The sequence below is a fragment of the Streptomyces sp. NPDC093111 genome, from assembly GCF_040683955.1.
Taxonomy (GTDB): Bacteria; Actinomycetota; Actinomycetes; order Streptomycetales; family Streptomycetaceae; genus Streptomyces.
The window spans coordinates 151,017-175,255 of the sequence record NZ_JBFBNW010000001.1; the positions used below are offsets into that span (position 1 = coordinate 151,017).

At 73.6% G+C, this 24,239-nt stretch carries 22 protein-coding genes and 1 riboswitch; of the genes, 11 read left to right on the forward strand and 11 right to left on the reverse strand.

Translation table 11 applies throughout. The features are described 5' to 3' along the window. From AB0Q96_RS00665 to AB0Q96_RS00675, 3 genes are all read right to left on the reverse strand, one after another. Positions 1-1,212 carry an FAD-dependent monooxygenase gene (locus AB0Q96_RS00665; protein ID WP_365320840.1) on the reverse strand — a complete coding sequence of 404 codons (1,212 nt, stop codon included), beginning with the start codon at positions 1,210-1,212 and terminating at the stop codon, positions 1-3. Between the two features lie 139 nt (positions 1,213-1,351). Next, positions 1,352-1,978, reverse strand: coding sequence for a response regulator transcription factor (locus AB0Q96_RS00670; protein WP_365320841.1), 627 nt, complete (start codon positions 1,976-1,978; stop codon positions 1,352-1,354). Beyond that, positions 1,975-3,138 (reverse strand): sensor histidine kinase, encoded by a 1,164-nt coding sequence (locus AB0Q96_RS00675; RefSeq protein WP_365320842.1) that lies wholly within the window; start codon positions 3,136-3,138, stop codon positions 1,975-1,977. Before AB0Q96_RS00675 ends, AB0Q96_RS00670 begins: the two co-directional genes overlap by 4 nt. Before the next feature lie 345 nt (positions 3,139-3,483). On the opposite strand from AB0Q96_RS00675, the gene AB0Q96_RS00680 reads away from it, so the two are divergent. Next, positions 3,484-4,032 (forward strand): heme-binding protein, encoded by a 549-nt coding sequence (locus AB0Q96_RS00680; RefSeq protein WP_365320843.1) that lies wholly within the window; start codon positions 3,484-3,486, stop codon positions 4,030-4,032. Between the two features lie 175 nt (positions 4,033-4,207). Beyond that, positions 4,208-5,602 carry a M1 family metallopeptidase gene (locus AB0Q96_RS00685; protein WP_365320844.1) on the forward strand — a complete coding sequence of 465 codons (1,395 nt, stop codon included), beginning with the start codon at positions 4,208-4,210 and terminating at the stop codon, positions 5,600-5,602. A gap of 29 nt (positions 5,603-5,631) precedes the next feature. Here the strand turns inward: AB0Q96_RS00685 and AB0Q96_RS00690 are convergent, their stop codons facing one another. Together AB0Q96_RS00690 and AB0Q96_RS00695 are read right to left on the reverse strand one after the other, a co-directional pair. After that, positions 5,632-6,144 carry a GNAT family N-acetyltransferase gene (locus AB0Q96_RS00690; RefSeq protein ID WP_365320845.1) on the reverse strand — a complete coding sequence of 171 codons (513 nt, stop codon included), beginning with the start codon at positions 6,142-6,144 and terminating at the stop codon, positions 5,632-5,634. Positions 6,145-6,206: 62 nt separating this feature from the next. Beyond that, entirely contained in the window at positions 6,207-6,782 is a 576-nt protein-coding gene (locus AB0Q96_RS00695; RefSeq protein WP_329422735.1) for a TerD family protein, read from the reverse strand. Between the two features lie 133 nt (positions 6,783-6,915). Here AB0Q96_RS00695 and arfB point away from each other — a divergent pair, with 133 nt between their 5' ends. After that, positions 6,916-7,350, forward strand: a complete 435-nt coding sequence (gene arfB / locus AB0Q96_RS00700; RefSeq protein WP_365320846.1) for an alternative ribosome rescue aminoacyl-tRNA hydrolase ArfB — start codon at positions 6,916-6,918, stop codon at positions 7,348-7,350. A 44-nt stretch (positions 7,351-7,394) separates the two neighbouring features. Here arfB and AB0Q96_RS00705 read toward each other — a convergent pair whose 3' ends face one another. After that, positions 7,395-7,919 (reverse strand): flavin reductase family protein, encoded by a 525-nt coding sequence (locus AB0Q96_RS00705; protein WP_365321172.1) that lies wholly within the window; start codon positions 7,917-7,919, stop codon positions 7,395-7,397. A 368-nt stretch (positions 7,920-8,287) separates the two neighbouring features. Between AB0Q96_RS00705 and cdgB the strand changes: the two genes are divergently transcribed. Next, positions 8,288-9,931: a diguanylate cyclase CdgB gene (gene cdgB, locus AB0Q96_RS00710; RefSeq protein ID WP_365320847.1), complete on the forward strand. Its 1,644-nt coding sequence runs from the start codon at positions 8,288-8,290 to the stop codon at positions 9,929-9,931. A gap of 121 nt (positions 9,932-10,052) precedes the next feature. Next, complete coding sequence (locus tag AB0Q96_RS00715; protein WP_365320848.1) at positions 10,053-11,009, forward strand: CBM35 domain-containing protein; 957 nt, start codon at positions 10,053-10,055, stop codon at positions 11,007-11,009. Between the two features lie 115 nt (positions 11,010-11,124). Here the strand turns inward: AB0Q96_RS00715 and AB0Q96_RS00720 are convergent, their stop codons facing one another. From AB0Q96_RS00720 to AB0Q96_RS00730, 3 genes are all read right to left on the reverse strand, one after another. Then, a complete protein-coding gene (locus AB0Q96_RS00720) occupies positions 11,125-12,063 on the reverse strand; it encodes a 1-phosphofructokinase family hexose kinase (protein WP_365320849.1) in 939 nt (312 codons plus the stop codon). A 121-nt stretch (positions 12,064-12,184) separates the two neighbouring features. Next, on the reverse strand, positions 12,185-13,330 hold the full coding sequence (nagA, locus tag AB0Q96_RS00725; protein WP_365320850.1) for an N-acetylglucosamine-6-phosphate deacetylase: 1,146 nt from the start codon (positions 13,328-13,330) through the stop codon (positions 12,185-12,187). Then, the gene (locus AB0Q96_RS00730) at positions 13,330-14,280 is read right to left on the reverse strand and encodes an ROK family protein (protein WP_365320851.1); all 951 of its coding nucleotides are present in this window, start codon (positions 14,278-14,280) and stop codon (positions 13,330-13,332) included. Before AB0Q96_RS00730 ends, nagA begins: the two co-directional genes overlap by 1 nt. A 186-nt stretch (positions 14,281-14,466) precedes the next feature. Here AB0Q96_RS00730 and AB0Q96_RS00735 point away from each other — a divergent pair, with 186 nt between their 5' ends. From AB0Q96_RS00735 to AB0Q96_RS00760, 6 genes are all read left to right on the forward strand, one after another. Continuing rightward, the gene (locus tag AB0Q96_RS00735) at positions 14,467-15,765 is read left to right on the forward strand and encodes an extracellular solute-binding protein (RefSeq protein ID WP_365320852.1); all 1,299 of its coding nucleotides are present in this window, start codon (positions 14,467-14,469) and stop codon (positions 15,763-15,765) included. Between the two features lie 111 nt (positions 15,766-15,876). Continuing rightward, positions 15,877-16,119 (forward strand): DUF3263 domain-containing protein, encoded by a 243-nt coding sequence (locus tag AB0Q96_RS00740; RefSeq protein WP_365320853.1) that lies wholly within the window; start codon positions 15,877-15,879, stop codon positions 16,117-16,119. A 32-nt stretch (positions 16,120-16,151) separates the two neighbouring features. Beyond that, on the forward strand, positions 16,152-17,000 hold the full coding sequence (gene otsB, locus AB0Q96_RS00745; protein ID WP_365320854.1) for a trehalose-phosphatase: 849 nt from the start codon (positions 16,152-16,154) through the stop codon (positions 16,998-17,000). A 136-nt stretch (positions 17,001-17,136) separates the two neighbouring features. Beyond that, complete coding sequence (locus AB0Q96_RS00750) at positions 17,137-17,430, forward strand: trypco2 family protein (RefSeq protein ID WP_365320855.1); 294 nt, start codon at positions 17,137-17,139, stop codon at positions 17,428-17,430. A gap of 20 nt (positions 17,431-17,450) precedes the next feature. Next, on the forward strand, positions 17,451-21,170 hold the full coding sequence (locus AB0Q96_RS00755) for a trypsin-like peptidase domain-containing protein (RefSeq protein WP_365320856.1): 3,720 nt from the start codon (positions 17,451-17,453) through the stop codon (positions 21,168-21,170). A gap of 20 nt (positions 21,171-21,190) precedes the next feature. Further along, complete coding sequence (locus tag AB0Q96_RS00760; protein WP_365320857.1) at positions 21,191-21,619, forward strand: DUF4913 domain-containing protein; 429 nt, start codon at positions 21,191-21,193, stop codon at positions 21,617-21,619. Here AB0Q96_RS00760 and AB0Q96_RS00765 read toward each other — a convergent pair. Together AB0Q96_RS00765 and AB0Q96_RS00770 are read right to left on the reverse strand one after the other, a co-directional pair. Then, positions 21,610-22,965 carry a trehalose-6-phosphate synthase gene (locus AB0Q96_RS00765; protein ID WP_365320858.1) on the reverse strand — a complete coding sequence of 452 codons (1,356 nt, stop codon included), beginning with the start codon at positions 22,963-22,965 and terminating at the stop codon, positions 21,610-21,612. The genes AB0Q96_RS00760 and AB0Q96_RS00765 overlap by 10 nt on opposite strands. A gap of 66 nt (positions 22,966-23,031) precedes the next feature. Beyond that, positions 23,032-23,973, reverse strand: coding sequence for a glucosyl-3-phosphoglycerate synthase (locus tag AB0Q96_RS00770; protein WP_365321173.1), 942 nt, complete (start codon positions 23,971-23,973; stop codon positions 23,032-23,034). Between the two features lie 121 nt (positions 23,974-24,094). Next, positions 24,095-24,239, forward strand: a riboswitch (SAM riboswitch).

Sequence of the window (24,239 nt, forward strand, 5' to 3'; positions counted from 1 at the left end):
TCATGCCCGCGCGGACCGGTGCACCGCCCGTGCCACCCGGGGGCCCAGCCAGCGCTTGAGGCGGCGCAGCGGCTCCAGCTGTTCGGCGGCGCGGTCGAGGCGGTAGTAGAGCTGCGGCGGGACGTGCGGCAGCAGCGGGGAGTGCCGCTGGCCGAGCAGGGCGAACATCCGGGCCGGCTCCAGCCGCATGTAGCGCGGCAGGTTCTCGTACCACTGCGCGCTGTAGCGGGCCGCGCTCTGCGCCGAGACGAGCTCCGCGCGGCGCCGCTTGCCGTACGTGGTGAGGGCGGCGTCCAGGTCGCCCGCCGGGCGCAGGGCGTCGGCGAGCGCGAGGGCGTCCTCCAGGGCCAGGGTGGTGCCCGCGCCGATCGAGTAGTGGGTGGTGTGGGCCGCGTCGCCGAGCAGGACCAGCCTGTCGTGGTGCCAGGTCCGGGTGGTCAGCGTGCGGAAGGTCAGCCACTGGGCGCTGCCGTCCGCGTGCTCGCGCCCGATCAGGGGTTCGCCGTCGAGGAGGTCGGCGAACAGCTTCTCCAGCAGGTTCAGGCTGTCCGCCTCGTTCATCCGGTCCAGCGCGAGGCCGCGCCAGGTGGCGGGGGAGCACTCGACGACGCAGGTGGACCGCTCACCGCTGAAGCCGTACGCGTAGCACCAGATCCAGCCGTGCTCGGTCTCCTTGAAGGCGAAGCTGAACGAGTCGAAGACCTTGGTCGTGCCGAGCCAGATGTACTGGTTCCGGCCGCTGGTCAGCTCGGCGCCGAAGCGGTCGGCGTGCGCCTCGCGGAGCGCGCTGTGCACGCCGTCGGCGGCGACGACCAGGTCGGAGCCGACGAGCTCGGGGGCGTCCGGGCCGCCGACGCCGTGCTCGAACTCGACGCGCACGCCGAGCTCCCGGGCCCGGTCGGCGAGGAGCGTCAGCATCCGGCGGCGCCCGATGCCGAAGCCGGCGTCGCCGTGGTGCGTGGTCCGCTCGTCGCGGACGATCGCGACGCCGTCGGTCCAGGTGACCGAGGCGGCGGAGATCGCCTCGGCGGAGGCCGGGTCGCCCGCCCGCAGCTTGTCGAGCAGCCCCGCCCAGTAGGTGACGCCCCAGCCGTACGTGGAGCCGGCCGGGTTCCGCTCGTACACGGTGATCTCGTGGGACGGGTCCTGGCGCTTCATCAGGATCGAGAAGTACAGACCGGCGGGCCCGCCGCCGACGACGGTGATCTTCACGTGCTCTCCCACGAGGACATGACGCTCTGCGCTGGAATGGCAACGCAGGGTAGCAGTGCGACACCGGGAGGACGCCGAAAGCCGCGCGAGGGACACGCCTCGCACGTACCCGCCCGCCCCGCCCCCCACGTACCCGCCCCTACGGCAGCAGCCGCTGTTCCTTCGCCACCGCCACCGCGCCCGCGCGCGTGTCGACGCCGAGCTTCGCGTAGATGCGGCCCAGGTGGGTCTTGACCGTCGCCTCGCTGATGAACAGCGCCCGCGCGATCTCGCGGTTGCCCAGGCCGTGCGCCAGCTGCCCGAGGATGTCGCGCTCCCGGTCGGTGAGCGTGGGGCCCGCCGCGCCCCGCATCCGGTCCATCACCCGGCTGGCGACCGGCGGCGACAGCGTCGTGCGGCCCTGGGCGGCGGAGTGGATCGCCGCGAACAGCTCCTCGGGGCGCTCGGCCTTCAGGAGGTAGCCGGTGGCGCCCGCCTCGATCGCCCGGGTGATGTCGGCGTCCGTGTCGTACGTGGTGAGCACCAGGACGTGGGCGCCGGAGCCCGAGCCGGCGATCCGCCGGGTCGCCTCGACGCCGTCGATGCCGGGCCCGAGCTGGAGGTCCATCAGGACGACGTCCGGCCGCAGGTGGCCGGCCATCGCGACGGCCTCCTCGCCGCTGCCGGCCTCCCCGACGACCTCGATGTCGGGGGTGCTGCCCAGCAGGGCCAGCAGTCCGGCGCGGACGACGGCGTGGTCGTCGCAGAGCAGGATGCGTACGGTCACTCGCCTGCCTCCAGGGAGAGGGGGATCGCGGCGGAGAGCACGGTGCCCTCGCCGGGGGCGGACTCGATCGTCAGGGTGCCGCCCAGCTGCCGCGCCCGCACCCGCATCGCGGGCAGGCCGTGGCCGCGCACGCCCCCGTCGGGGCGGTCGAGCGACGGGTCGAAGCCGCGGCCGTCGTCGGCGACGTCCAGGACCACCTGGTCGTCCAGGTACGTGAGGGTCAGCGCCGCCGAGGCGGCCGACGCGTGCTCGCGGATGTTGGCGAGCGCGCCCTGCGCGATCCGCAGCAGCGCCGACTGCACCCGGTCGGGCAGCGCGACCGCCGTCCCGTCCACCCGGAACGCGGCCGACTCGCGCGTCGCGAGCCCGCGCAGCGCCTCCTCCAGGCCGCCGCCCTCGGCGAGGTCGGCGGGGGCCAGGTCGTGCACGAAGCGGCGGGCCTCGGCGAGGTTGCGCTCGGCGATCGACTCGGCCGTACGGACGTGCCGGCGGGCGGTCGACGGGTCGCTGTCCCAGGTGCGGTCGGCGGCCTGGAGCAGCATCTGCTGGCTCGACAGGCCCTGCGCGAGCGTGTCGTGGATCTCCATGGAGAGCCGCTGCCGCTCCGCGAGGGTGCCCTCGCGGCGCTCGGTCGCGGCCAGCTCCCTGCGGGTGCGGATCAGGTCGTCGATCAGGGCCCGCTGCCGGTCCGCCTGCCGTTCGGCGTGCACGAACACGGCGGTCGCGATGGCGGCGACGGCCGGCGGGGCGATCACCAGGTTGGGGTCGAAGCCGCCGGACGAGAGTTCCACCTGCGCCGTCACCACGAACACGGTGAGCAGCGTGACCAGGCCGAACGCGGCCCGCGACGGCAGGGTCCGCAGGCCCGTGTAGAAGAGGGGCACCGCGCACCAGGCGAAGCTGGGCGCCAGCACCACCAGGACCATCCACACGGCGACGACCGTGCCGAGCCAGGCGATCCGCCGGGGCGTGGCGCGGGTCCCGAGGACGGGCCCGAGGAGGTACAGGGAGGCGAGCGCGCCGGACAGGGCGATGATCCAGGGGCTGCGCTCCTCCCAGGGGTGGCGCAGCAGGAAGCGGGCGAGCGAGGCGCCGAGGAGGAGGAAGAAGGCGACGTGCATGACCCGTGCCAGCCAGCGTGCGTCCGGGTCGCGCTCCATCGTCCACCTCTCGCCGCGTCGCCGGGTCGCCCGGCCGCTCCGTCGATCGAGCCCATGCCCGGGCCCAGACCCAAGCCCATGCCCAAGCCCAGACCCCTGTCCAGACCCATGTCCAGGCCCCTGTCCAGGCCCCTGCCCAGGCCGTTGACCTGGGAATACGTATACATCCTGGCCCAGGAGGACCAGAGCGGCATCAACCGATCGGCTGACACCCCCGTCATCCACTATGCGCGCCGGGGCGAGCCGGAACGTGGACCGGACGGCCCGGATTCCGGGCGGAGGATCGATACCAGAGCGAACGGAACACCGACACCGGCCGCCGTACCCGACTCCCAGGAGCCCGCCATGAAGAAGAAGATCCTCCTCGGCACCACCGCCGCCGCCGTTCTCGCCGCCGGCACCTTCGGCGCCGTCGCCGCCAACGCCTCCGCCCCGCAGGCCGCGCCCGCCGCCGTCACCGCGAAGAAGGCCGACGCCGACCGCGACAACCTGCGCCAGGACACCCACCTGACGATCGAGGCCGCCACCAAGGCCGCGCAGGCCACGCTGAAGGCCGCCGAGAAGGAGAACCAGCGGGTCTCCGTCGCGGTCGTCGACCGCAACGGCAACACCATCGTCACCCTCCGCGGCGACGGCGCCGGCCCGCAGTCCTACGAGTCGGCCGAGCGCAAGGCGTACACCGCGGTCTCCTGGAACGCCCCGACCTCCGTCCTCGCGGGCCGCCTGGCCCAGGCCCCGAACCTGAAGGACATCCCGGGCACCCTCTTCCTCGCCGGTGGCGCCCCGGTCGCCGCGAACGGTGCCCCGATCGCCGGCATCGGCGTGGCCGGCGCCCCCTCGGGCGACCTGGACGAGAAGTTCGCCCAGGCGGGCGTCGCCTCCCTGAACGACTGACCCCCTCCCCGGAGGGCCACCTGACCGGCCCTCCCCGTGGGACACCCCCGCACGTCAGCGGCGCCCGGACCCCCCGCCGGGCGCCGCTGACCCGTGTCCGGGGGCGGCCGGTCCCCGCCCGCGCGGCGGCCGGTTCGTACCCCGGTGCATTCGTACGTCTGTTTAGGATCGGTTCGTGAACGCGCGCAGCCGAACCGGAGCCCTGGCCCTCACCGCCGCCCTCGCCCTGCTCGCCGCCGGCTGCACCGGCGGTTCCGGCGGGGTCACCGGCACGCCCGGCGCCGCGGGGCTGCGCGACCCGTACTTCCCCCGGCTCGGCAACGGCGGCTACGACGTCGGCCACTACGCCCTCACCCTCGCCTACGACCCGGCCACCGGCCGCCTCGACGGGCGCGCCGAGATCACCGCGAAGGCCACCCAGGACCTCAGCGCCTTCAACCTGGACCTCGCCGGACTCACCGTCCGCGACGCCACCGTCGACGGGGCGCCCGCCGCCGTCAGCCGCGCCGGGAACGAGCTGACGCTGCGTCCGCGCGAGGACATCGACGACGGCGCGGAGTTCCGTACCGTCGTCACGTACGACGGCGTCCCGGAGACCATCACGGACTCGGACGGCTCCGAGGAGGGCTGGCTGAAGACCGCGGACGGGGCCCTCGCGGTCGGCGAACCGACCGGCTCGATGGCCTGGTTCCCCGGCAACCACCACCCCTCCGACAAGGCCGCCTACGACGTCACCGTCACCGTCCCCGCCGGGCTGAAGGCCATCTCCAACGGCGTCATGACCTCCGCGAGGACGACCGCCGACGGGCACACCACCTCCGTCTGGCACTCTCCCGAACCCATGGCGAGCTATCTGGCGACCCTCGCGATCGGGAAGTACGACACGACGACCGCGACCGCCCTCGGCAAGGTCCCCGTCCTCACCGCCGCCGACCCGGTGGTCGCCGCCAAGAGCGCCGCGCTGCGGGCCAGGGTGCCGGAGATCCTGAAGTGGCAGACGGAGAACTTCGGCCCCTACCCCTTCGCCGCGGCCGGGGCGATCGTCGAGCGGGACGGCGACGTCGGCTACGCCCTGGAGACCCAGAGCCGCCCGGTCTTCCCGCTCGGCTCCTTCGACACCTCGACCCTCGTCCACGAGCTGGCCCACCAGTGGTACGGCGACTCCGTCACGCCCGCGTCCTGGAAGGACATCTGGCTGAACGAGAGCTTCGCGACCTACTCGGAGTGGCTGTACGCGGAGGACTTCGGGAACACGCCCGCGCAGAAGAGCTTCGAGCGGGCCTTCGCCGACGAGGACGCCTGGGCCTTCCCACCGGCCGAACCGCCCACCGCCGAGGACCTGTTCGGCGCGCCGGTGTACCAGCGGGGCGCCATGGTGCTGCACAAGATCCGGCAGGCGGTCGGCGACGACGCGTTCTTCGAGATCCTGGCGGGCTGGCCGGCGAAGTACCGGCACTCCACCGCCACCACCGAGGACTTCACGCGGTACGTGGAGTCGGTGGCCGGCCGTGACCTGGGGGACCTGTGGGACGTGTGGCTGTACGGCGACGGGAAGCCGGCCAAGCCGTAGGGCCCGCGGGGCGTTCGGCGCGGCCGGTCCTAGAGCTGCTTGCGCAGGACCAGGCACGGGCGGCCGTGCGCCAGGTCCGGGCGGCGGGCGATCTCCTCGTAGCCGAGGGAGGTCCAGAAGGCGAGCGCCCGGGGGTTGTTCTCCAGGACGGCGAGCCGCAGGCCCGTACGGCCCCGGGAGCGGAAGCCCTCCTCGACGTGCCCGGCGAGGCGGCGGCCGAAGCCCGCGCGGTGCGCGTCGGCGTGGACCATCAGCAGGCCGAGCCACGGATCGGGGTCGGCCGGGTCGGGGTGGCGGCCGAGGGTGACGGCGATCGCGACCAGGCGCCCCTCCGAACGGGCGAGCAGCACCTCGGCGGTCGGCTGGGCCAGTTCGTCGGCGAGGGCGGCGGCGACCTGCTCGGGCAGGATCCGGCCCGGGTCCGGGAAGTCACCGCTGAGCTGCTGGAACTCCTCGTTCGAGGCGTACAGCCCGGTGAGTTCGGTGAGCAGCGGCCCGGGGAGGCCGTACGGGTCCCCGGCGGTCAGCGGTTCGACGATCACCGGGCAAGCGTAGAGCCCCGGCGCTCGGGCGCCGGGGCTCCGGGTCACGCGGGGCGCTCGGGTCAGATGTTGACGCCGAAGTCGCGGGCGATGCCCTCCAGGCCGGAGGCGTAGCCCTGGCCGACCGCGCGGAACTTCCACTCGGCACCGTTGCGGTACAGCTCGCCGAAGACCATGGCGGTCTCGACGGCGGCGTCCTCCGACAGGTCGTAGCGGGCGATCTCGGCGCCGCCGGCCTGGTTCACGATGCGGATGTACGCGTTGCGGACCTGGCCGAAGTTCTGCGAGCGGTTGACCGCGTCGTAGATGGAGACCGGGAAGACGATCTTGTCGACGTCGGCCGGGAGACCCGCCAGGTTGACGTTGATCTGCTCGTCGTCGCCGCCGCCCTCGCCGGTGCGGTTGTCACCGGTGTGGACGATGGTCTGGTCCGGGGTGGACTTGTTGTTGAAGAAGACGAAGTGCCCGTCGGAGACGACCTTGCCGGTGCCGTTGACACCGATCGCGGAGGCGTCGAGGTCGAAGTCCGTGCCGGTGGTGGTGCGGACGTCCCAGCCGAGGCCCACGGTGACGGCGGTGAGGCCGGGGGCCTCCTTGGTCAGGGAGACGTTGCCGCCCTTGGAGAGGCTTACAGCCATGGGAAGTCCCTTTCATCGCGGTGTGTTCACAGCGGATAACGCGCGACGGGTCGCGGCGGTTCCAGCGGGCGGGAGTCCACCCGTACGGCCCACCGTGAAATCGGGGTGACGCCGGGGGCCCCGGGCGGGGAACATGGAGGACATGTCCGGTCCGTATGTCATCCGCGGCTCCGTCTCGCTCCCCGAGGCCGAGCTCCAGTGGCGTTTCTCGCGGTCGTCCGGTCCGGGCGGGCAGCACGTCAACACCAGCGACTCGCAGGTGGAGCTGCGCTTCGACCTGGCGGCGACGGAAGCGCTCCCCGAGGTCTGGAAGGCCCGCGCCCTCGAACGGCTCGCGAGCCGCCTGGTGAACGGGGTCGTCACGGTCCGCGCCTCGGAGCACCGCTCCCAGTGGCGCAACCGGGAGACCGCCGCCGTCCGCCTCGCCGCGCTCCTGGCCGAGGCGACCGCCCCGCCGCCGAAGCCGCGCCGCGCGACGAAGATCCCGCGCGGCATCAACGAGCGCCGGCTGCGGGAGAAGAAGCAGCGCTCCGACACCAAGCGCGGCCGGCAGGGGCACGGCTGGTAGGGCCGCGGCGGGTGGGTCCGGTGGGCCCGGTGGAGCCTGCGGTTCTAGCCCAGCGTCCGGTACTTCCCCCGGAAGTACGTCAGCGGGCCGCCCTCCGCGGACGGCAGGGTCGTCGCCAGCACGCGTCCGACGACCAGGGTGTGGTCACCGGCGACGACGCGGCTCTCCGTACGGCACTCCAGGGTCGCGAGCGCGCCGCCGATCAGCGGGGCGCCGCTGTGCGGGCCGCGGGTCCAGGGGAGGTCGGCGAAGAGCAGCCGGTCGCTCACCCGGCCCTTCATCGCGAACCGGCCGGCCACGTGCCGCTGGCTCTCGGCGAGCAGCGACACCCCCCAGACGGGCACCTCGGCGAGCAGGTCGTCCATGCGGGAGTCGTTGCGCAGGCTGACCAGCACCAGCGGCGGGTCGAGCGAGACCGACAGGAAGGCGGTCGCCGTCATGCCGACGTCCTCGCCGGACGGACCGTCGTCGGGGTCGTGCGCCGTCACCAGGACCACGCCCGCCGCGAGGCGGGCCATCGCCGCCTTGAACTCCTCGTTGCTCACCCCCTCAGCATGAGGGATGCCCAGGTCGCGGACCGGGGCGGCATCCGGAGCGGCGGCCGGGTCGGCGACGGGGGACGGGACGCGGGGCGGGGCGGGGGTCTTCTGCAGCACCCTCGCACGCTAGTCCGGGTCGCGGTCCCCTTACATCGGGCCGTGGGACCAGTCCGGCTTCCCCCGCCGGTCCTAGGACCCCTTTCGCCCACCCGCCGTACCCCGTTCACCGCCCCTTCGGAACACCACCGGGCACCTTGTGACTTGAGTCACAGAGTGCAGTATTTGTTGACCCTGTGTACCGGGTGCACAGCTCGCTGTGATTCAGTGGCTGGGACAGTGCAGTACGAAGCCGATGAGAACCCTGGAGTTAGCTGTCGAGGTCTCGGGGAGAGCGAGCAATGGAGACCGAGTCGGAGCCGTACGTCCGTCTTGCGACCCTGCGGCAGCTGCATCAGGTCGTGGCGGACCTCAACACCGCCCGCAGCCTGGCGGACACCCTGCAGGCCGTCGCCGACGGCATCGTCGCCGGGCTCAACTATGAACTGGCCTGCGTCAATCTCGTACGCCCCGACGGCGACCTGGTCGTCGCCGCCTTCGCCGGCAGCCCCGCCGCCGAAGCGCTGATCACCGGCCGGGTCGGCTCCCGCGCCTCCTGGGACCGCCGCCTCACCATGGGCGAGTCCTGGGGCGACCTGCGGTTCATCCCGCACACCGAGGGCTGGGTGCTCATCGAGGACGACGTCCCGCAGTGGCACACCGAGGGCCCCGCCCCCCGCTTCGAGGACGAGTGGCACCCCCACGACCGCCTCTACGCCCCCATGTACGCCTCCGGCTCCGGCCGCGAACTGCTCGGCGTGATCTCCGTCGACCGCCCGCGCAACGGACGCCACCCCGGCCCCTGGGGCCGCGAAGCCCTCCAGATGTACGCCTCCCAGTCCGGCATCGCGATCAGCAACGCCCGGCTGCGCTCCAACATGCAGCGCGCCCTCGTCCGCCTGGAACGCGAACAGCAGGCCCTGCGCGCCAGCGAGGAGTCCTTCCGGCAGGCCTTCGAATACGCCCCCTCCGGCATGGCCATCGCCGAGATGGGCGGCGACCAGCACGGACGCCTGCTGCGCACCAACGACGCCCTGTGCCGGCTGCTCGGCCGCCCCGCCTCCGTCATGCGCCGCTACTCCTTCGCCGACCTCGTCCACCCCGAGGACATAGGCACCCTGCTGCGCACCTCCGCCGAAGGCGGCCGCGCGGAGCTGCGCCTCGGCCGCCGGGACGGCACCTACGTCTGGGTCTCCCTGCGCAACTCCGTCGTCGCCGACACCGCCGACGGCCCCCGCTTCCTCCTCACCCACGTCGAGGACATCGAGGAGCGCAAGCGGCACGAGCTCCAGCTCGCCCACCGCGCCTCGCACGACGCCCTCACCGGCCTGCCGAACAGCGCCGAACTGCGCTCCCGGCTCTCCGCCCGCCTCTGCGAGCGCCCCTTCGCCGGCTCCGGCGCCCCCGCCGACGCGTACGAGCCGCCGTACGAGTACGACCACGGGCACGGACACGGCTTCGACTTCTCCCCGGTCGGCGCCGTCGCCGGCGCGTACGACGGGCACGTGCACTCCGTCGCCCCCACCGGCGGCGAGGTCGACGACGGGACGAAGGGGCTCGCCGTCCTCTTCTGCGACCTCGACGGCTTCAAGTCGATCAACGACCGCTTCGGGCACCACACCGGCGACGCCGTCCTCATAGAGGTCGCCCGCCGGCTCACCACGGGCGTACGGGACGGGGACACGGTCGCCCGGCTCGGCGGCGACGAGTTCGTGGTCCTCGCCGACGGCCTGGGCTCGGCCGACGCCGCCGACCTCGCGGTGCGGCTGCGGAACGCGATCATTCCGCCGATCCGGGTCGACGGGCGGGCGGTCCGCGTCGGGGCCAGCTTCGGCATCGGCTGGGCCGAGTGCGGCATGACCGTGGAAGAGGTCCTGAACAGCGCGGACCAGCGGATGTACATCGAGAAGCGGTCCCGTTCGAAGATGCACCGCCGCGCCGGATAGGCGCCGGAGGCGGGTTCCCGTTCACGGGACGTACACGGAGCGCGGAATTCCCCGCAGGGCCGTTCGAGGTAGGCTCGGCCGGTCGGCGACGGCTGGCGAGCAGGGAAAGGGAGTGACCCGGATGGCTGCGGGCAACGACGGTGCGAAGACGCCCGAGGACGACGATCCGTTCGGCTACCTGTACGAGGACGGCCAGGCGGCAGGCGCCCAGCCACCCCAGGGCGGCGGCTACGGATACCCCGGCCCCTCGTCCCAGCCGGGCGTCCCCCGCACCTCGTACAACCAGGTCCGCACGGTCGGCGAGCGCCAGTACGGCGGCCGCCCCCCGGCCCAGGTCCCGCAGCAGCAGGCGTACGGCCAGCCGCACCCGCAGTACGCGGCCCCCGAGACCTACCCGGGCGGCCCCCAGACCCGCCCGATCCAGCAGCAGCCCCCCGCCGGGCGCGGCGGCGGCCCCAACACCAAGGGCCTCCTGATGGGCGCCGTCGCGGTCGTCGCGGTCGTCGTCGTCGGCATCGCGGTCGCCGTGATCACCAACAGCGGCGGCGAGTCCGACAACGCGGGCAGCGCGGGCGGCAAGACCAACGCCCCCACCCAGGTCGAGGAGTCCCCCTCCACCGACTCCAGCCCCTCCTCCGAGCCCCCGGCCGAACTGCCCCAGCAGGACGCGGCGACGCTGAAGCTGGGCGGGTCGGCGGTGCTGGCGAAGGACATCAAGGGCGCGGAGGGCGCGGACGGCGCCTACGTGACCGGGTTCAACGCGGTCGGCTCGTCGGTGACCTGGCAGGCGGACGTGCCGCAGGCCGGCAAGTACTACCTGTACGTGCGGTACGCGATCCCGGCGACGGACGCGAACGCGACGCTGACCGTCAACGACAAGGCGAACAGCAACCCGATAGGCCTGAAGAACTTCGTCGGCTCCTCGGACCCGAACCTGGAGAAGAACTGGCAGACCACCTGGGCGCCGGTCACCCTGAAGCAGGGCCAGAACTCGATCAAGCTCTCCTGCGAGCAGGGCAACCAGTGCGACGCGCTCTTCGACTGGCTGAAGATCAGCAAGACCAAGCTGAAGGGCTGAGTGGTTCGGCGGCCGGGTGACGGCCGCCACGGCGGGGCTCCTTCGGGGGCCCCTTCGTCGTTCCGGGCGCAGGCCGCAGGTCACCCGGTCCGGGGCAGGCGGCCGTCGGTCGGTGTCAGGCCGCCGTGGCCGGGACGCGGACCGTGATGCGGGGGAGCATCGTCTCGTACGCCGTCTCGTCGAACTCGCCGGCCACCGGGGACAGGACGGTCGCCGCGGAGAGGGCGACGGCGTGGGCGAGGCGGGTGGGCCAGTCGGTGCCGTCGACCAGGCCGGCGAGGAGGGCGGCGACGGCCGAGTCGCCGGCTCCGGTCGGGTTGCCCTGGACGGGGGCGGGCGGGGTCGCCTGCCACAGGCCCTCCGGGGTGGCGGCGAGCAGGCCCTCGGGGCCGAGCGAGGTGACGACCGCGTGGGCGCCGCGGCGGCGGGCGTCGCGGGTGGCGCGGTGGGGTTCGCGGGAGCCGGTGAGCATCGCCAGCTCGTCGGCGTTGGGCTTGACGAGGTCGGGGCGGGCGGCGATGCCGCGGCGCAGCGGTTCGCCGCTGGTGTCGAGGAGGACCGGGACGCCGGCGCCCCGGGCGAGCCGGACGAGTTCGGCGTACGCGCCGACGTGGATGCCCGGCGGGAGGCTGCCGCAGAGCGCCACCGCCCGTGCCCCGTCGAGGAGTTCGGTGTAGCGGGCGGTGAACGCGGCCCATTCGGCGGGGGCGATGGCCGGGCCGGGCTCGTTGAGCTGGGTGGTGTCGCCGCTGGCGGCGTCGACGACGGCGACCGTGCGCCGGGTGGCGCCCTCGACGGGGACCAGCGCGTCGTGGACCCGCTGTCCCCGCGTGGTCCGGGCGAGGAGTTCGCGCAGGGTCGCGCCGGTGGCGCCGCCGGCGAAGCCGGTGACGACGGCCTCGTGGCCGAGGGCGCCGAGCACCCGGGCGACGTTGAGGCCCTTGCCGCCGGGGCGTTCGATGACCTGGGTGACGCGGTGCGAGGCGTGCGGGACGAGGGCGGGCACCCGATAGGTCAGGTCCACGGCCGTGTTGAGGGTGACCGTGAGGATCACCGGCGCCACCCCTGTCGTCTCGTGTCAGCGCTGCTGGCGCCCTGATCATGCCAAACAGTTGGCGGTTGGCCCAGACCCTGGACCAACCGCCGTGACGTGATTTCAGGTACGTCGTCGGTGCTCAGCCCAGCTGGGGCTCGACCACCCAGGCGCCCTTGCGCATGACGCCCTTGAGTTCGAAGTCCGCGTCGAGGACGACGAGGTCGGCGTCCTTGCCGGGCTCCAGGGAGCCGACGCGGTCGTAGACGCCGAGCAGCTTGGCCGGGTTGGCGGAGATGGCCTGGACGACCGACTCCACCGGCAGCCGGTCGATGGTGGCCGCCCGCTTGAACGCGCGGTCCAGCGTCAGCGTCGACCCGGCGATGGAGCCGCCCTCGACGAGCCGCGCCACGCTGTCCTTCACCTCGACCTCCAGCGGGCCGAGCATGTAGCGCCCGTCGCCGAAGCCGGCGGCGTCCATCGCGTCGGTGATGAACGCGACCCGGTCGGCCCCGGCGTGGTGGAAGGCGAGCTCCAGGGCGGCCGGGTGCAGGTGGGTGCCGTCGTTGATGAGCTCGACGGTGATCCGCTCGTCCTCCAGGAGGGCGGCGATCGGGCCGGGCGCGCGGTGCCCGAGGCCGGGCATCGCGTTGAAGAGGTGGGTGGCGACGGTGGCGCCCGCGTCGATCGCGGCCTGCGTCTGCTCGTACGAGGCGTCCGTGTGCCCGATCGCGGCGATCACGCCGTGCTCGGCGAGCAGCCGTACGGAGTCGATGCCGCCGGGCAGCTCGGTGGCGAGGGTGACCATGCGGGCCTGACCGCGGCCCGCGTCGATCAGCTTGCGCACGTCGGCCGGGTCGGGGTCGCGCAGCAGGGTCTCGTCGTGGGCGCCCTTGCGGCACGGGGAGATGAACGGGCCCTCGAAGTGGAGCCCGGCGATCTCGCCCTGCTCGGCCAGCTCGGAGAGCAGGCCGGCGCGCTCGGTGAGGAAGTCCATCTCGCCGGTGACGAAGGAGGCGACGACGGTGGTGGTGCCGTGCAGCCGGTGGGTGTGGACGCCGGTGAGCACCTCGTCCACGGTGCCGGAGGTGAAGGAGGCGCCGCCGCCGCCGTGGTTGTGCATGTCCACGAACCCGGGCACGAGCCAGTGGCCGGTGAGGTCGAGGGCCGGTGCGTCCTCCCGGGTGGCGCCCGCGATGCGGCCGTCCTCGACGATCACTCGTCCGTTCTCGACGATCCCGGTCGGCAGCACCACGCGGGCCCCGGTGAGAACTGTGGAAACGGCCATCAGGCGGATACCTCCGAGTCGGTGGGGTGCTGGTCGGCGAGCAGGTCCCAGGCGAGGAGGCCCGCGCCGAGGCATCCGGCGGTGTCCCCGAGGGCCGCCGGGACGATGGCGGGCAGCTTCTGGAAGGTGACGCGCTCCTCCACCGCGGCCCGTAGGGGTGTGAACAAGGTTTCCCCGGCCTCGGCCAGACCGCCACCGATGATGAGCGTGCGGGGGTCCAGCAGGGTGAGTGCGGTGACCAGACCGTCGGCCAGGGCGTCGACGGCGTCCTGCCAGACCCGTACGGCGTCGGGGTCGCCGGACTCGACGGCCTTGGCGCAGTCGGCGGCGTCGGCGTCGGGGTCGCCGGAGGCGGTGGCCCAGGCCTGCGAGACGGCGGCGGCGGAGGCGTACCGCTCCAGGCAGCCGCGCTGGCCGCAGGCGCACTCGCCGCCGCCGGGGCGGACCACGATGTGGCCGATCTCGCCCGCGTAGCCGTGGGCGCCGGCCTCGATCCCGCCGCCGATGCCGATGGCCCCGGCGATGCCGGTGCCCAGCGGCACGAAGAGGAAGCGGTCGGCGCCGTTCCCGGCGCCGATGCGGCCCTCGGCGAGGCCGCCGGTGCGCACGTCGTGGCCGAGGGCGACGGGGATGGCGCCCAGGCGCTCGCTGAGCAGGGCGCGCAGGGGGACGTCGCGCCAGCCGAGGTTGGCGGCGTAGACGGCGATGCCGTTCTCGGCGTCGATGATGCCGGGGACGGCGACCCCGGCGGCCGCGGCGGGCTCTCCGTACCGCTCCTGGCCCAGGGCGCGCAGCTCCTCGGCGAAGCCGAGGATCGTCTCGACGACGGCCTCCGGTCCGCGCTCGCGGCCGGTCGCGCGACGGGCCTCGTGGAGCAGGGTGCCGTCGGTCCCGACCAGGGCGGCCTTCATGCCTGTGCCGCCCACATCGAGGGCGATGACGTGTCTCACGAGGACAGTCTCGCGCGTAAGGACCCGAAAGGTCTAGTCCACTGTGGAGGATTGTTGCGCACGGATACAAATTCGACAGGGTGACGGGCCGCGATGCGTTGCAGAAGCGATATGCGAGTGGTGTAGACCTCCCTTGCCCCAGCGGGGGAAACTTGCCGCTCACGGCGGTTCGACGGCGAGCAGACGATGAGCAGAGGGCGGGTTACAGCTGTGCAGCGGCGACGATTTCTTGGACTGGCCGCGGCGGCCTCCGCACTCGGCCTGACCGGCGCGCTCTCCGGCTGCGGCACCCTGAGCGGCGAGACCGGCGACGTCACCCTCAAGCTGGTGGCGGCCGACTACGACCTCGCCGGCGGCGACTCCACCAAGAAGTACTGGGCCGGTGTCGTCTCCGCCTTCGAGGCGAAGAACCCCGGTGTGAAGGTCCAGGTCCAGATCGAGTCCTGGAACGACGTCGACCGCAAGGTCGCCGAGCTGGTCAAGGCGGGCCAGGCCCCCGACATCGCCCAGATCGGCGCCTACGCCGACTACGCGGCCGCCGGGCAGCTCTACTCCGCCGACGAGCTCCTCTCCATCCGGGTCCAGGCCAACTTCCTCGCCCCGCTCGTCGCGGCCGGCGAGAACAAGCGCACCCAGTTCGGGCTGCCCTTCGTCGCCTCCACCCGGCTGCTCTTCTTCAACGAGGGCCTCTTCGAGGAGGCCGGCGTCACCGCCCCGCCCACCACCTGGGACGAGCTCGCCGCCGCCGCGCGCAAGCTGGAGAAGAAGGGCGTGAAGTACCCCTTCGCGCTGCCGCTCGGGCCCGAGGAGGCCCAGGCCGAGACGATGATGTGGCTGCTCAGCGGTGGCGACGGCTACACCGACGCCACCGACCACTACAAGATCGACTCGGACGCGAACATCCGCACCTTCGAGTGGCTGCGCACCCACCTCGTCGCCGAGGGCCTCACCGGCCCCGTCGCCCCCGGCAAGCTCAACCGCAAGGAGGCCTTCGCGGCCTTCGCCCGCGGCGAGGTCGGCATGCTCAACGGGCACCCGTCCCTGATGCAGGAGGCCGCGAAGAAGGGCGTCCGGGTCGGCAAGGTCGCCCTGCCCGGCGCGTCCGGCAAGGCCAGGGCCACCATGGGCGTCGCCGACTGGATCATGGGCTTCAAGGAGAACGGGCACCGCAAGGAGATCGGCGCCTTCCTCGACTTCGCCTTCAACGACGAGAACGTCCTGAAGTTCGCCGGCGACAACGGCCTCCTGCCCGCCACCATCACGGCCTCCGCGAGCATGGAGTCCGACCCGGCCCACGCCGACCTCCGCGAGTTCCTCCAGGCCCTCCCCGACTCCCAGCTGCCCCCGGTCGGCAAGACCTCCTGGGCCCGGGTCAGCGGCGCCGTCAAGGAGAACATCGGCAAGGCCGTCGCCCCCGACGCCAAGCCGGCCGAGGTCCTGGGCCGGATCGCCCGCGAGGCGACGGCGGCGGAGAACGCGGAGTGAGCACGCGGGGCGCGTACGCGGAGTGAGCACGCGGAGTGAGCACGCGGAGTGAGCCGCGGAGTGCGTACGCCATGAGCCCCGCCGTCACCGTGAACGGCTAGGTTGACCCGTATGACCACCGAACAGCCCGGCGGGCTGGGCGAGCGGGAACAGGCGGTCCTCGCCATGGAACGGCGCTCCTGGCCCGGCCCCGGCGCCAAGGAACGGGCGGTGCGCGAACGGCTCGGCCTCTCCGCGACCCGCTACTACCAGCTGCTCAACGCCCTCCTCGACGACCCGCGCGCCCTCGCCCACGACCCGGTCACGGTCAACCGGCTGCGCCGGGTCCGCGAAGAGCGGGAATCGCGCCGCTGACGGGACGCCCCCGCGTGGGTAGGGTCGTGAGCATGGTCAGCAGCCTTCCGCACCCGACCACCGCCGCCGGCCGCGACGGCCTCGCCGCGCTCCTCGCGCGCCCCGAGAAGGCCGTCGTCGCCCTCGACTTCGACGGGACGCTCGCCGAGATCGTCCCCGACCCCGAGCGGGCCCGCGCCCACCCCGGCGCCGTCACCGCCCTGGCCGCCCTGGCCCCCAGGGTCGCCGCCGTCGCCGTGGTCACCGGCCGCCCCGCGGGCGTCGCCGTCCGCTACGGCGGCTTCGCCGGCGTCCCGGGCCTGGAGCGCCTCGTCGTCCTCGGCCACTACGGCGCCGAACGCTGGGACGCCGTCACCGGCACCGTCCACGCCGCCGCCCCGCACCCGGGCGTCGCCTCGGTCCGCGCCGAGCTCCCCGGCTTCCTCGACCGGATCGGCGCCTGGCCCGGCACCTGGATCGAGGAGAAGGGCCGCGCGGTCGCCGTCCACACCCGCCGCGCCGAAGACCCGCAGGGCGCCTTCGAGGCCCTCAAGGGCCCCCTGGGCGACCTGGCCACCCACCACGGCCTGGTCCTCGAACCCGGCCGCATGGTCCTGGAGCTCCGCCCCCCGGGCATGGACAAGGGCGTCGCCCTCGCCGACTACGTCCACGAGCTGGGCGCCGAGTCCGTCCTGTACGCGGGCGACGACCTGGGCGACCTCCCGGCGTACACGGCCGTCGAGAAGCTCCGCTCCGAGGGCACCCACGGCCTCCTCGTCTGCTCCGCCTCGGCCTCCGAGTCCGTCCCCGACCTCGCCGAACGCGCGGACCTCACGGTCCGCGGGCCGGCGGGGGTGGTGGAGCTGCTCGCGGGGCTGGCGGCGGCGATCCGGCAGGCGTGACGGCAGCACCGGCCCCAACTCGCTTTCGGCCAGGGCTGGTTGCTTTCGGCCTTCTTCGCCGCCCGGTGGTCCGGGTGAGAAGGGCCGGTGGCACCCTCGGACGGGACGGCAGTGATGCGACGGGGTGGGGGTTGCCTTGGCTGACGAATGGCTCGATCTGGCCGACGCCGTAGGGCTGCTACGGGAACAACTCGCGGCGGCACAGCGCGCCGCCGACGGTTCGGACGTGCGGTTCCGGGTCGGCGAGGTGACCATCGAGCTGGCCGTCCAGCTGACCCGCACCACCGGGGGCGGCGGCTCGCTGCGGTTCGGGGTCCTCGGCGCCGACGGCAAGCGCGAGCACGCCGACGCCACCACCCACCGCCTGAACATCACCCTCCACCCGCGCGGCCGCACCGGGGGAGACCTGGAGATCGGCGACTTCGGCTAGCGCCCGGCGGGGGGAGCGGAGTGAGGCTGGAACGGGTCGTACGTCTCCGGATACGGGACCCCGACGGGTACACCGGCGTCGGCACCGGGTGCCTCGTCGCGCCCGGGCTCGTGCTCACCGCCGCGCATCTCCTCCGTACCCGCGACGGACGCGCGCGCACCGCCACCGTCGACCGGCACCCGGCCACGGTGCGCTGGCTGCGCCACGACGAGACCGTCGACGCCGCCCTCCTGCACGTCCCCGCGCTCGCCGACGCGCCCGGGGCGGGCCCGCAGCGCTGGGGCGACCTCGTCACCTCCCGCCCCGGGCATCCCGTCGAGGCCTACGGCTTCCCCCGCTTCCAGCTCCCTCCCGACGGCAGTGAGCGGGCGGACGAGCACCTGGCCGGCCGGATCAGCCCCGGCACCGGCGCGTTCGCGCGCCGCTGGGAAGTACTCAGCGGCGACCCGCTGCCCGCGCCCGACCCGGACGAGGACAGCGGCTGGGCCGGGATGTCCGGCGCCCCCGTCTTCAGCGGCGAGCTCCTGCTCGGCGTGGTCAGCCGCGACCGGCGCGCCGTCGGCGGCAGCCGGCTCGCCGTGACCCGGGCGAGCGAACTCCTCGCCGACGACGCCTTCCGGGCCGCGCTGCACGAGCGGCAGGGCGGGCACCGGCCCGTCGCCGAACCCGCCGACCTGGCCGCCCTGCTCGAACCCGCCGGCCCCGAACGGGACCTGCGCTCCCCCGCGATGCTGCTGCGCGCCGACGTCGCCGCCACCCCCTTCCGGGGCCGGGCCGCGGAGTGGCGGCAGCTCTCCGACTGGTGCCTGGGCGAGCGGCGCGGCGGCCTCTCCGCGCGGCCCCCGGCCGAGCCGGGCGGCCTCTCCGTACGGGTGCTGACCGGGCCCGGCGGGCAGGGCAAGAGCCGGCTGGCGCGCGAGCTCGTGGACACGGTGGCGCTGACTCCCGGCTGGGTGAGCGGGCTGCTGCGCTCCGACCTCGCCGCCGACGGCTGGCAGGGCGGCGGACCGTCCGGCGCTGCCGAGGCGCTCGAAGGGCTCGCGGACTGCGCCCGCGACCTGCTGCTCGTCGTCGACTACGCCGAGTCCCGGCCCCACTGGATCCGCCGGCTCGTCGAACGGCTGCGCCCGGCCGCCGCCGCGGGCCGCACCGTGCGCCTGCTGCTCGTCGCCCGGTCCTCCGGCGGCTGGCAGCTCGACCCGTACGACGTGTCGGCGGCCACCCACGAGATCCTGGCCTCCGCGCTCACCTCCGAACTCGGGCCGCTCGACGTCACCGCGGCGGACCGGCGCGACGCCTTCCGGGACGCCCTGCGCGGGCTCGCGGAACTGCTGGGCCGCACCGTCGGGGCCGAGGGCTACGACTGGGTCGCCCTCGCCGACCGCCTCACCCCGCCCGCCGACCTGACCGGCCGCCGCTACGCCACCGCGCTCAACGTGCAGATGGAGGCGCTCGCCACCCTCCTCCAGGCCGGCCCCGAGCCGATTGACGCGGTCCCCGGCGAGGCCGTCGAGGCCACCCTGCTGCTCCACGAGGAGCGCTACTGGGCGCGCGCCCTCGCCGGGTCCGGGCCGCCGCTGCCGATGCCGCTGGTCCGCCGGATGGTCGCCGCCGCCACCCTGTGCGGGGCGGCCGACGAGGACGAGGCGGTCGCCGTCCTCGCCCGCGTCCCGGGCCTCGGCGGCCCGACGGCCCGGGCGCACGCCTGGGAGTACGCCGAGGCGCTGCGCCGGCTCTACCCGGGCGCCCACGAGGCGTACTGGGGCACCCTCCAGCCCGACCGGGTGGCCGAGTTCCAGGCATCCCGCCAGGTCACCGAGGTGCCGGGACTGCTGACCGCACTCGTCGGCCCGGCCACCCCGGCCCAGCAGATCCAGGCCATGACCGTGCTGACCCGCTCGGTGGTCGCCCACGCCAACGGCGGGCGCACCGACCGGCGCGACGCGGTCCTCGCCCGGCTCGACGCCCTCGTCGACGGCTCCGACCTGGGCACGGAGGTGCTGCGCTCCAGCGCGGCGGCCCTGCCGCCGTCCTCGGACGCCCTCACTCGCTTCACCGGCCGTCTCACCGGCCGACTCGTCGAGCGGTACCGCGAGGAGGGCGGGGACCGGGCGGCGCTGGCCTGGGCACTGGAGCAGTCGGCCGGGGCCGCGAGCAGGTTGGGCGACTGGCGTACCGCCCTCGCGGCGAGTGAGGAGTCGGTCGCGATCCGCCGTGCCCTGCCCCGTACCCCGCCCACGGAGTACGAACGGCGGCTCGCCGCAGGGGTCATGCAACTCGCCAACCTGCGCCGGTGGGCGGGCCGCGAACAGGAGGCCCTGCCGCTGGCCGAGGAGGCGGTGGCGCTGTGTCGGAGCGTCGTCCGCACCGAACCGGACACGGGGCGCCCGGCGCTGGGCAAGGCGCTGACGGCGCTCGTGTGGGTGTACGAGGGCCTTGCCCGGGCGGTCGACGCCAGGCCGGTGGCCGAGGAGGCGGTGGCGATCCGACGAGCCCTCGCGGACGAGGATCCGGTGTACGAGGCGGCCTGGGTGGTGTCGCTGAGTGCCCTCGCCGTCTGTCAGACGAAGGACGGGGCGCTGGAGGAAGGGGCCAGGACGGCGGAGGCCGCGCTCGCCGTCCAGCGCAGGCTGACCCGGGAGAACCCGGACGCGCACGTCCAGGGCCTCGTCAGCTCGTTGAAGGACGTCTCCTGGCACTACTGGCAGACCGGTGGCGACGCGAGCAGGAGCCATGACGCCTCGGCGGAGGCGGTCGTCCTGCTTCGTCGGCTCGCCGTCGCCAACCCGGACTCGTACGACGACAGCCTGGCACACGCCCTGGTCAACCTGGCCGCTTCCCAGCGGGGTGAGCAGGCACTGGCCACGCTCGACGAGGCACTCGCCATCGACAAGGCCCTGTTCCGGCGCCTGCCGTGGCATGACGGGAATCGGAGGCTGCTGCACTCCAACCGTTCCGTCGAATTGTGGGAGCTGTCCCGTGCGGCCGAGGCGATCGAGGCGTTGACCCTCGCGGTGGGCATCTCCCGGAAGCTCTGCGCAGACAACGCCGTGAAGTACGGGATACCGCACGCCCTGAGCCTGGAACGGCTGGCCGGCTACCGCCAGGACGCGTTCGAGCACACCGCGGAGGCGCTCGCCGAGGTCGAGGAGGCCGCAGACGTCCGCCGCTTCCTTGCCGGGCACCATCCCGACCCTCTCCCGTACGAGAGGGGCCGCGCCTTCTCCTGCTACCTGGTCTCCTGGTACCTGTGGGCGAGCGGCCGCTCCGACGAGGCCGAACGGGCATCCGCGGAGGGGATCGCGCTGTACGACCGGCTGTCGGCGAACGGGAACGAAGTCGACCCGCTCGACCTCGCCATCTGCCTCGACCACGCCGCGACGCTCAAGAGCGAGGCGGGACAGGTCGCGGAGGCGCTCGCCGATCGGTTCAAGATCGTCAGAACGGTTCGCCCGCTCGCCGCAGTGGGGTCCGAGGGCAGGCGGCAGCTCGCCACCCACCTGCGGCGGACCGCCTCCCTCGCCGAGCGGACCGGCGGCTTCCGCGACTGGCTGGCGGTGCTGCCCCTGATTCGGGAGGCCGCCGAGCTCCACATCGGCCTGCGCACCAAGTGGGCGGGTGAATGGGACCCGGACCTGGCGGACGCCGTCGCGATCTGGATCCGGCTGCTGGAACGGACCGGGCGGCTCGCCGAGGCGGATGGCTTACGCCATAGATACGGACTTCACGACGTCCACTGACCAAGAGGAGCGCCTCAGAGATGACCGATCCGCAGCAGACGCCGGACGAGGAGAACGACGGGCTCGTCTTCGACTCCCTCGAACGGTTCGTGGCCGAGTACGTGACGGAGATCGTCCGGCGCCCGGTGGACGGGCGGTACCTCGCCTGGTGCGACGAGTGGTGGCGGCACCCCGAGGCGATCGTCCGGTTCTCCGGGATGTGGCGTGCCTTCGAGTACCTGAGGCGGGACCCCGCCCTGGGGATGTCCAACTGGTGGCTGCACCATGCCGATCCGCATCTCGCGATGCTCATGGACACGGTCAAGGGGCCGTTCGCGCTGTGCACGGGCCCGGACGGTCACAGCGAGTTCCTGGGGCCGCTGCCCCATCAGCCCGCCGAACCGGGAATGCTGGACCATCCGGCCTTCTCCGTGGCGGCGGAGGACGCCCCCGCCGCCGCTCAGGACTGACGCAACGCCCCCAGCTGCGCCAGGAACCACTCCCGCGGCGGCAGCGCCGTCGCCGCCGTGGCGAGGCGCTCGGTGCGTTCGGCGCGTTCGGGGGCGGTCATCGCGAGGGCGGTGTGGAGGGCCTCGGCGGTGGCCGTCACGTCGTACGGGTTGACCGTGAGGGCGTCCTCGTGGAGCTCCTCGTACGCGCCGGCCTCGCGGGACAGGACCAGGGCGCAGCCCTCGTCGGAGACGACCGGGATCTCCTTGGCGACCAGGTTCATGCCGTCGCGGACCGGGTTGACCAGGGCCACGTCGGCCAGCCGGTAGGCGGCGAGGGAGCGGGTGAAGTCGTCCTGGACGGAGAGCAGGACGGGCTGCCAGGCGTCGGTGCCGTACTCGGCGTTGATCGCCTCGGCGAGCTCGGTCACCGAGGCCGTGTACGCGCGGTAGACCTCCAGGTCCTGCCGGGAGGGGTACGCGGAGGCCAGGTGGACGATCCGGCCGCGCCACTCGGGGCGGGTGGCGAGGAGCTCGCGGTAGGCGAGCAGGCCGCGCGGGATGTTCTTGGAGAGTTCCGTGCGGTCGACGCGGACGATCGTCCGCAGGCCGCCGGTCTCGGCGCGCAGCTCGGCGAGTCGGGCGTCGACCTCGGGGCGGTGGGCGAGGGCGCGCAGGTCGTCGCCGTCGACGCCCAGCGGGTACGCGGCGACCCGGGTGCCGTCGTCGACGAGCGGGTCGGCCAGGAAGGCGGCGGCCCAGGCGCGGGTGTGGAAGCCGCGCTCGTCGGCGCCGAGCATGCCCTCGATCAGCTCGCGGTGGATGTCGTCGGGCAGCATCGCCAGGTAGCCGGGCGCCGCCCACGGGGTGTGCGTGAAGTGCCCGATCCGCAGGTCCGGGCGGAGCGCGCGGAGCATGCCGGGGACGAGCGCCAGGTGGTAGTCCTGCACGAGGACCGCCGCGCCGGGGTCCGCGGCCTCGGCGAGCGCCTCGGCGAAGGCCCGGTTGTAGGCGCGGTAGGAGCCCCAGCGGCGCCGGAAGTCCGCGTCGAAGACGGGCTCGCGCGGGATGTCGTACAGGTGGTGGTGGAGGAACCAGAGCACCGAGTTCGCGATGCCGTTGTACGCGTCGGCGTACACCTCCGGGTCGATGTCCAGCATGCGCACGCCCGGCTCGGCGACCCCGCGGCGCACGGCCTCGCGGTCGCCGTCGCCGAGGGCGGCGCAGACCCACAGGCCGCCCTCGGAGGCGACGGCGCCGAGGCCGGAGACGAGTCCGCCGCCGCCGCGCCGGGTGTCCAGGGAGCCGTCGTCACGCACGGTGTACGAGACCGGGCCGCGGTTCGATGCCACGAGGACGGTAGCCATGTGGCGAACCTAGCCCGTCCGGTACACGCTCAAACGTGCGGATATCAGACAGGTGGGTGTGCGGTGTCAGGCCACGCGGCGCCGCGCGTACTCCGCGATCTCCGCCATCGGCGGGCGCTCCTCCGTGTCCACCGGGTACGTGTGCGGCTCGAAGCCCCGCTCGCCCCGCTCGAACTGGGTCAGCCACGGGCGCACCAGATGCCCCCGGGACAGGCGCAGCTGCGCCGTCCGGTAGATCGCGGCGGCCATCCGGCCCAGCGCCCGCCCGTCCTGGTGCCGGTGCTTGCGCACGCCCACGTCCACCTGCGCGAGGGCGTCCAGGCCCACCGTGTGCAGGGCGTCGACGAGCAGGCCCAGCTCCACTCCGTAACCGACCGGGAACGGCAGGCGTTCGAGCAGCGAGCGGCGGGCCGCGTACTCGCCGCCCAGCGGCTGGACGAAACCGGCCAGCTGCGGCCAGTGCAGGTTGAGCAGCGGGCGGGCCACCAGCTCTGTCACGCGACCGCCCTGACCTGGGGTGTCGCCGAGCGGGCGGTCGTACATCGCCTTCACGAAGTCGACGTCCGGATCGGTGAGCAGCGGGCCCACGATGCCGGTGACGAAGTCCGCGGAGAAGTCCCTGAGGTCCGCGTCCACGAAGCAGACCACGTCCCCGGTCGTCACCATCAGTGACCGCCAGAGGACCTCGCCCTTGCCGGGCACCGCCGGTATCCGGGGCAGGATCGCGTCCCGCGCCACCACCCGCGCGCCGGCCGCCGCGGCCACCTCCGCCGTACGGTCCGTGGAGCCCGAGTCGATCACCACGAGCTCGTCCACCAGCGGGACCGCGTCGGTCATCAGCTCGCGGCGGATCACGGAGACGATCGTGCCGACCGTCGCCTCCTCGTTCAGCGCGGGCAGCACCACGCTGACCCGCGTCCCCCGCTTGGCGGCGAGGACGCGCTCCAGCGGGCGGTCGGCAACGGACCAGGACCGCCGGGCCAGCCAGCGCTCCACCTCTTCCAGCAACGTGATCTCCATCTCGCGGATCGGACGACCGTCTCCACCTTCGTAGCCTTCGGTTACAGTCTTGAACAACGCGGATCCCCGATGCATGTCGGGGTGCCGACCGCGTCTCACAATCGAATACCGCTCATCCAGAGGGGCAGAGGGAAACGGCCCGTTGAAGCCCCGGCAACCCTCCAGTCGGTTACTCGTCCTCCAGCGAGGCTCCCGACTAGGGAAGGTGCCAAATCCGTCTCATGGCGAAAAATTCGTCATGGGAAAGATGAGGA

Coding starts and splice junctions, on each gene's coding strand:
- AB0Q96_RS00735 (WP_365320852.1), top strand. CDS start 14,467: ATGAGCAGAGGGCGGGTTACAGCTGTGCAGCGGCGACGATTTCTTGGA.
- nagA (WP_365320850.1), bottom strand. CDS start 13,330: ATGGCCGTTTCCACAGTTCTCACCGGGGCCCGCGTGGTGCTGCCGACC.
- AB0Q96_RS00680 (WP_365320843.1), top strand. CDS start 3,484: ATGAAGAAGAAGATCCTCCTCGGCACCACCGCCGCCGCCGTTCTCGCC.
- AB0Q96_RS00715 (WP_365320848.1), top strand. CDS start 10,053: ATGGCTGCGGGCAACGACGGTGCGAAGACGCCCGAGGACGACGATCCG.
- AB0Q96_RS00740 (WP_365320853.1), top strand. CDS start 15,877: ATGACCACCGAACAGCCCGGCGGGCTGGGCGAGCGGGAACAGGCGGTC.
- AB0Q96_RS00760 (WP_365320857.1), top strand. CDS start 21,191: ATGACCGATCCGCAGCAGACGCCGGACGAGGAGAACGACGGGCTCGTC.
- otsB (WP_365320854.1), top strand. CDS start 16,152: ATGGTCAGCAGCCTTCCGCACCCGACCACCGCCGCCGGCCGCGACGGC.
- arfB (WP_365320846.1), top strand. CDS start 6,916: ATGGAGGACATGTCCGGTCCGTATGTCATCCGCGGCTCCGTCTCGCTC.
- AB0Q96_RS00765 (WP_365320858.1), bottom strand. CDS start 22,965: ATGGCTACCGTCCTCGTGGCATCGAACCGCGGCCCGGTCTCGTACACC.
- AB0Q96_RS00675 (WP_365320842.1), bottom strand. CDS start 3,138: ATGGAGCGCGACCCGGACGCACGCTGGCTGGCACGGGTCATGCACGTC.
- cdgB (WP_365320847.1), top strand. CDS start 8,288: ATGGAGACCGAGTCGGAGCCGTACGTCCGTCTTGCGACCCTGCGGCAG.
- AB0Q96_RS00695 (WP_329422735.1), bottom strand. CDS start 6,782: ATGGCTGTAAGCCTCTCCAAGGGCGGCAACGTCTCCCTGACCAAGGAG.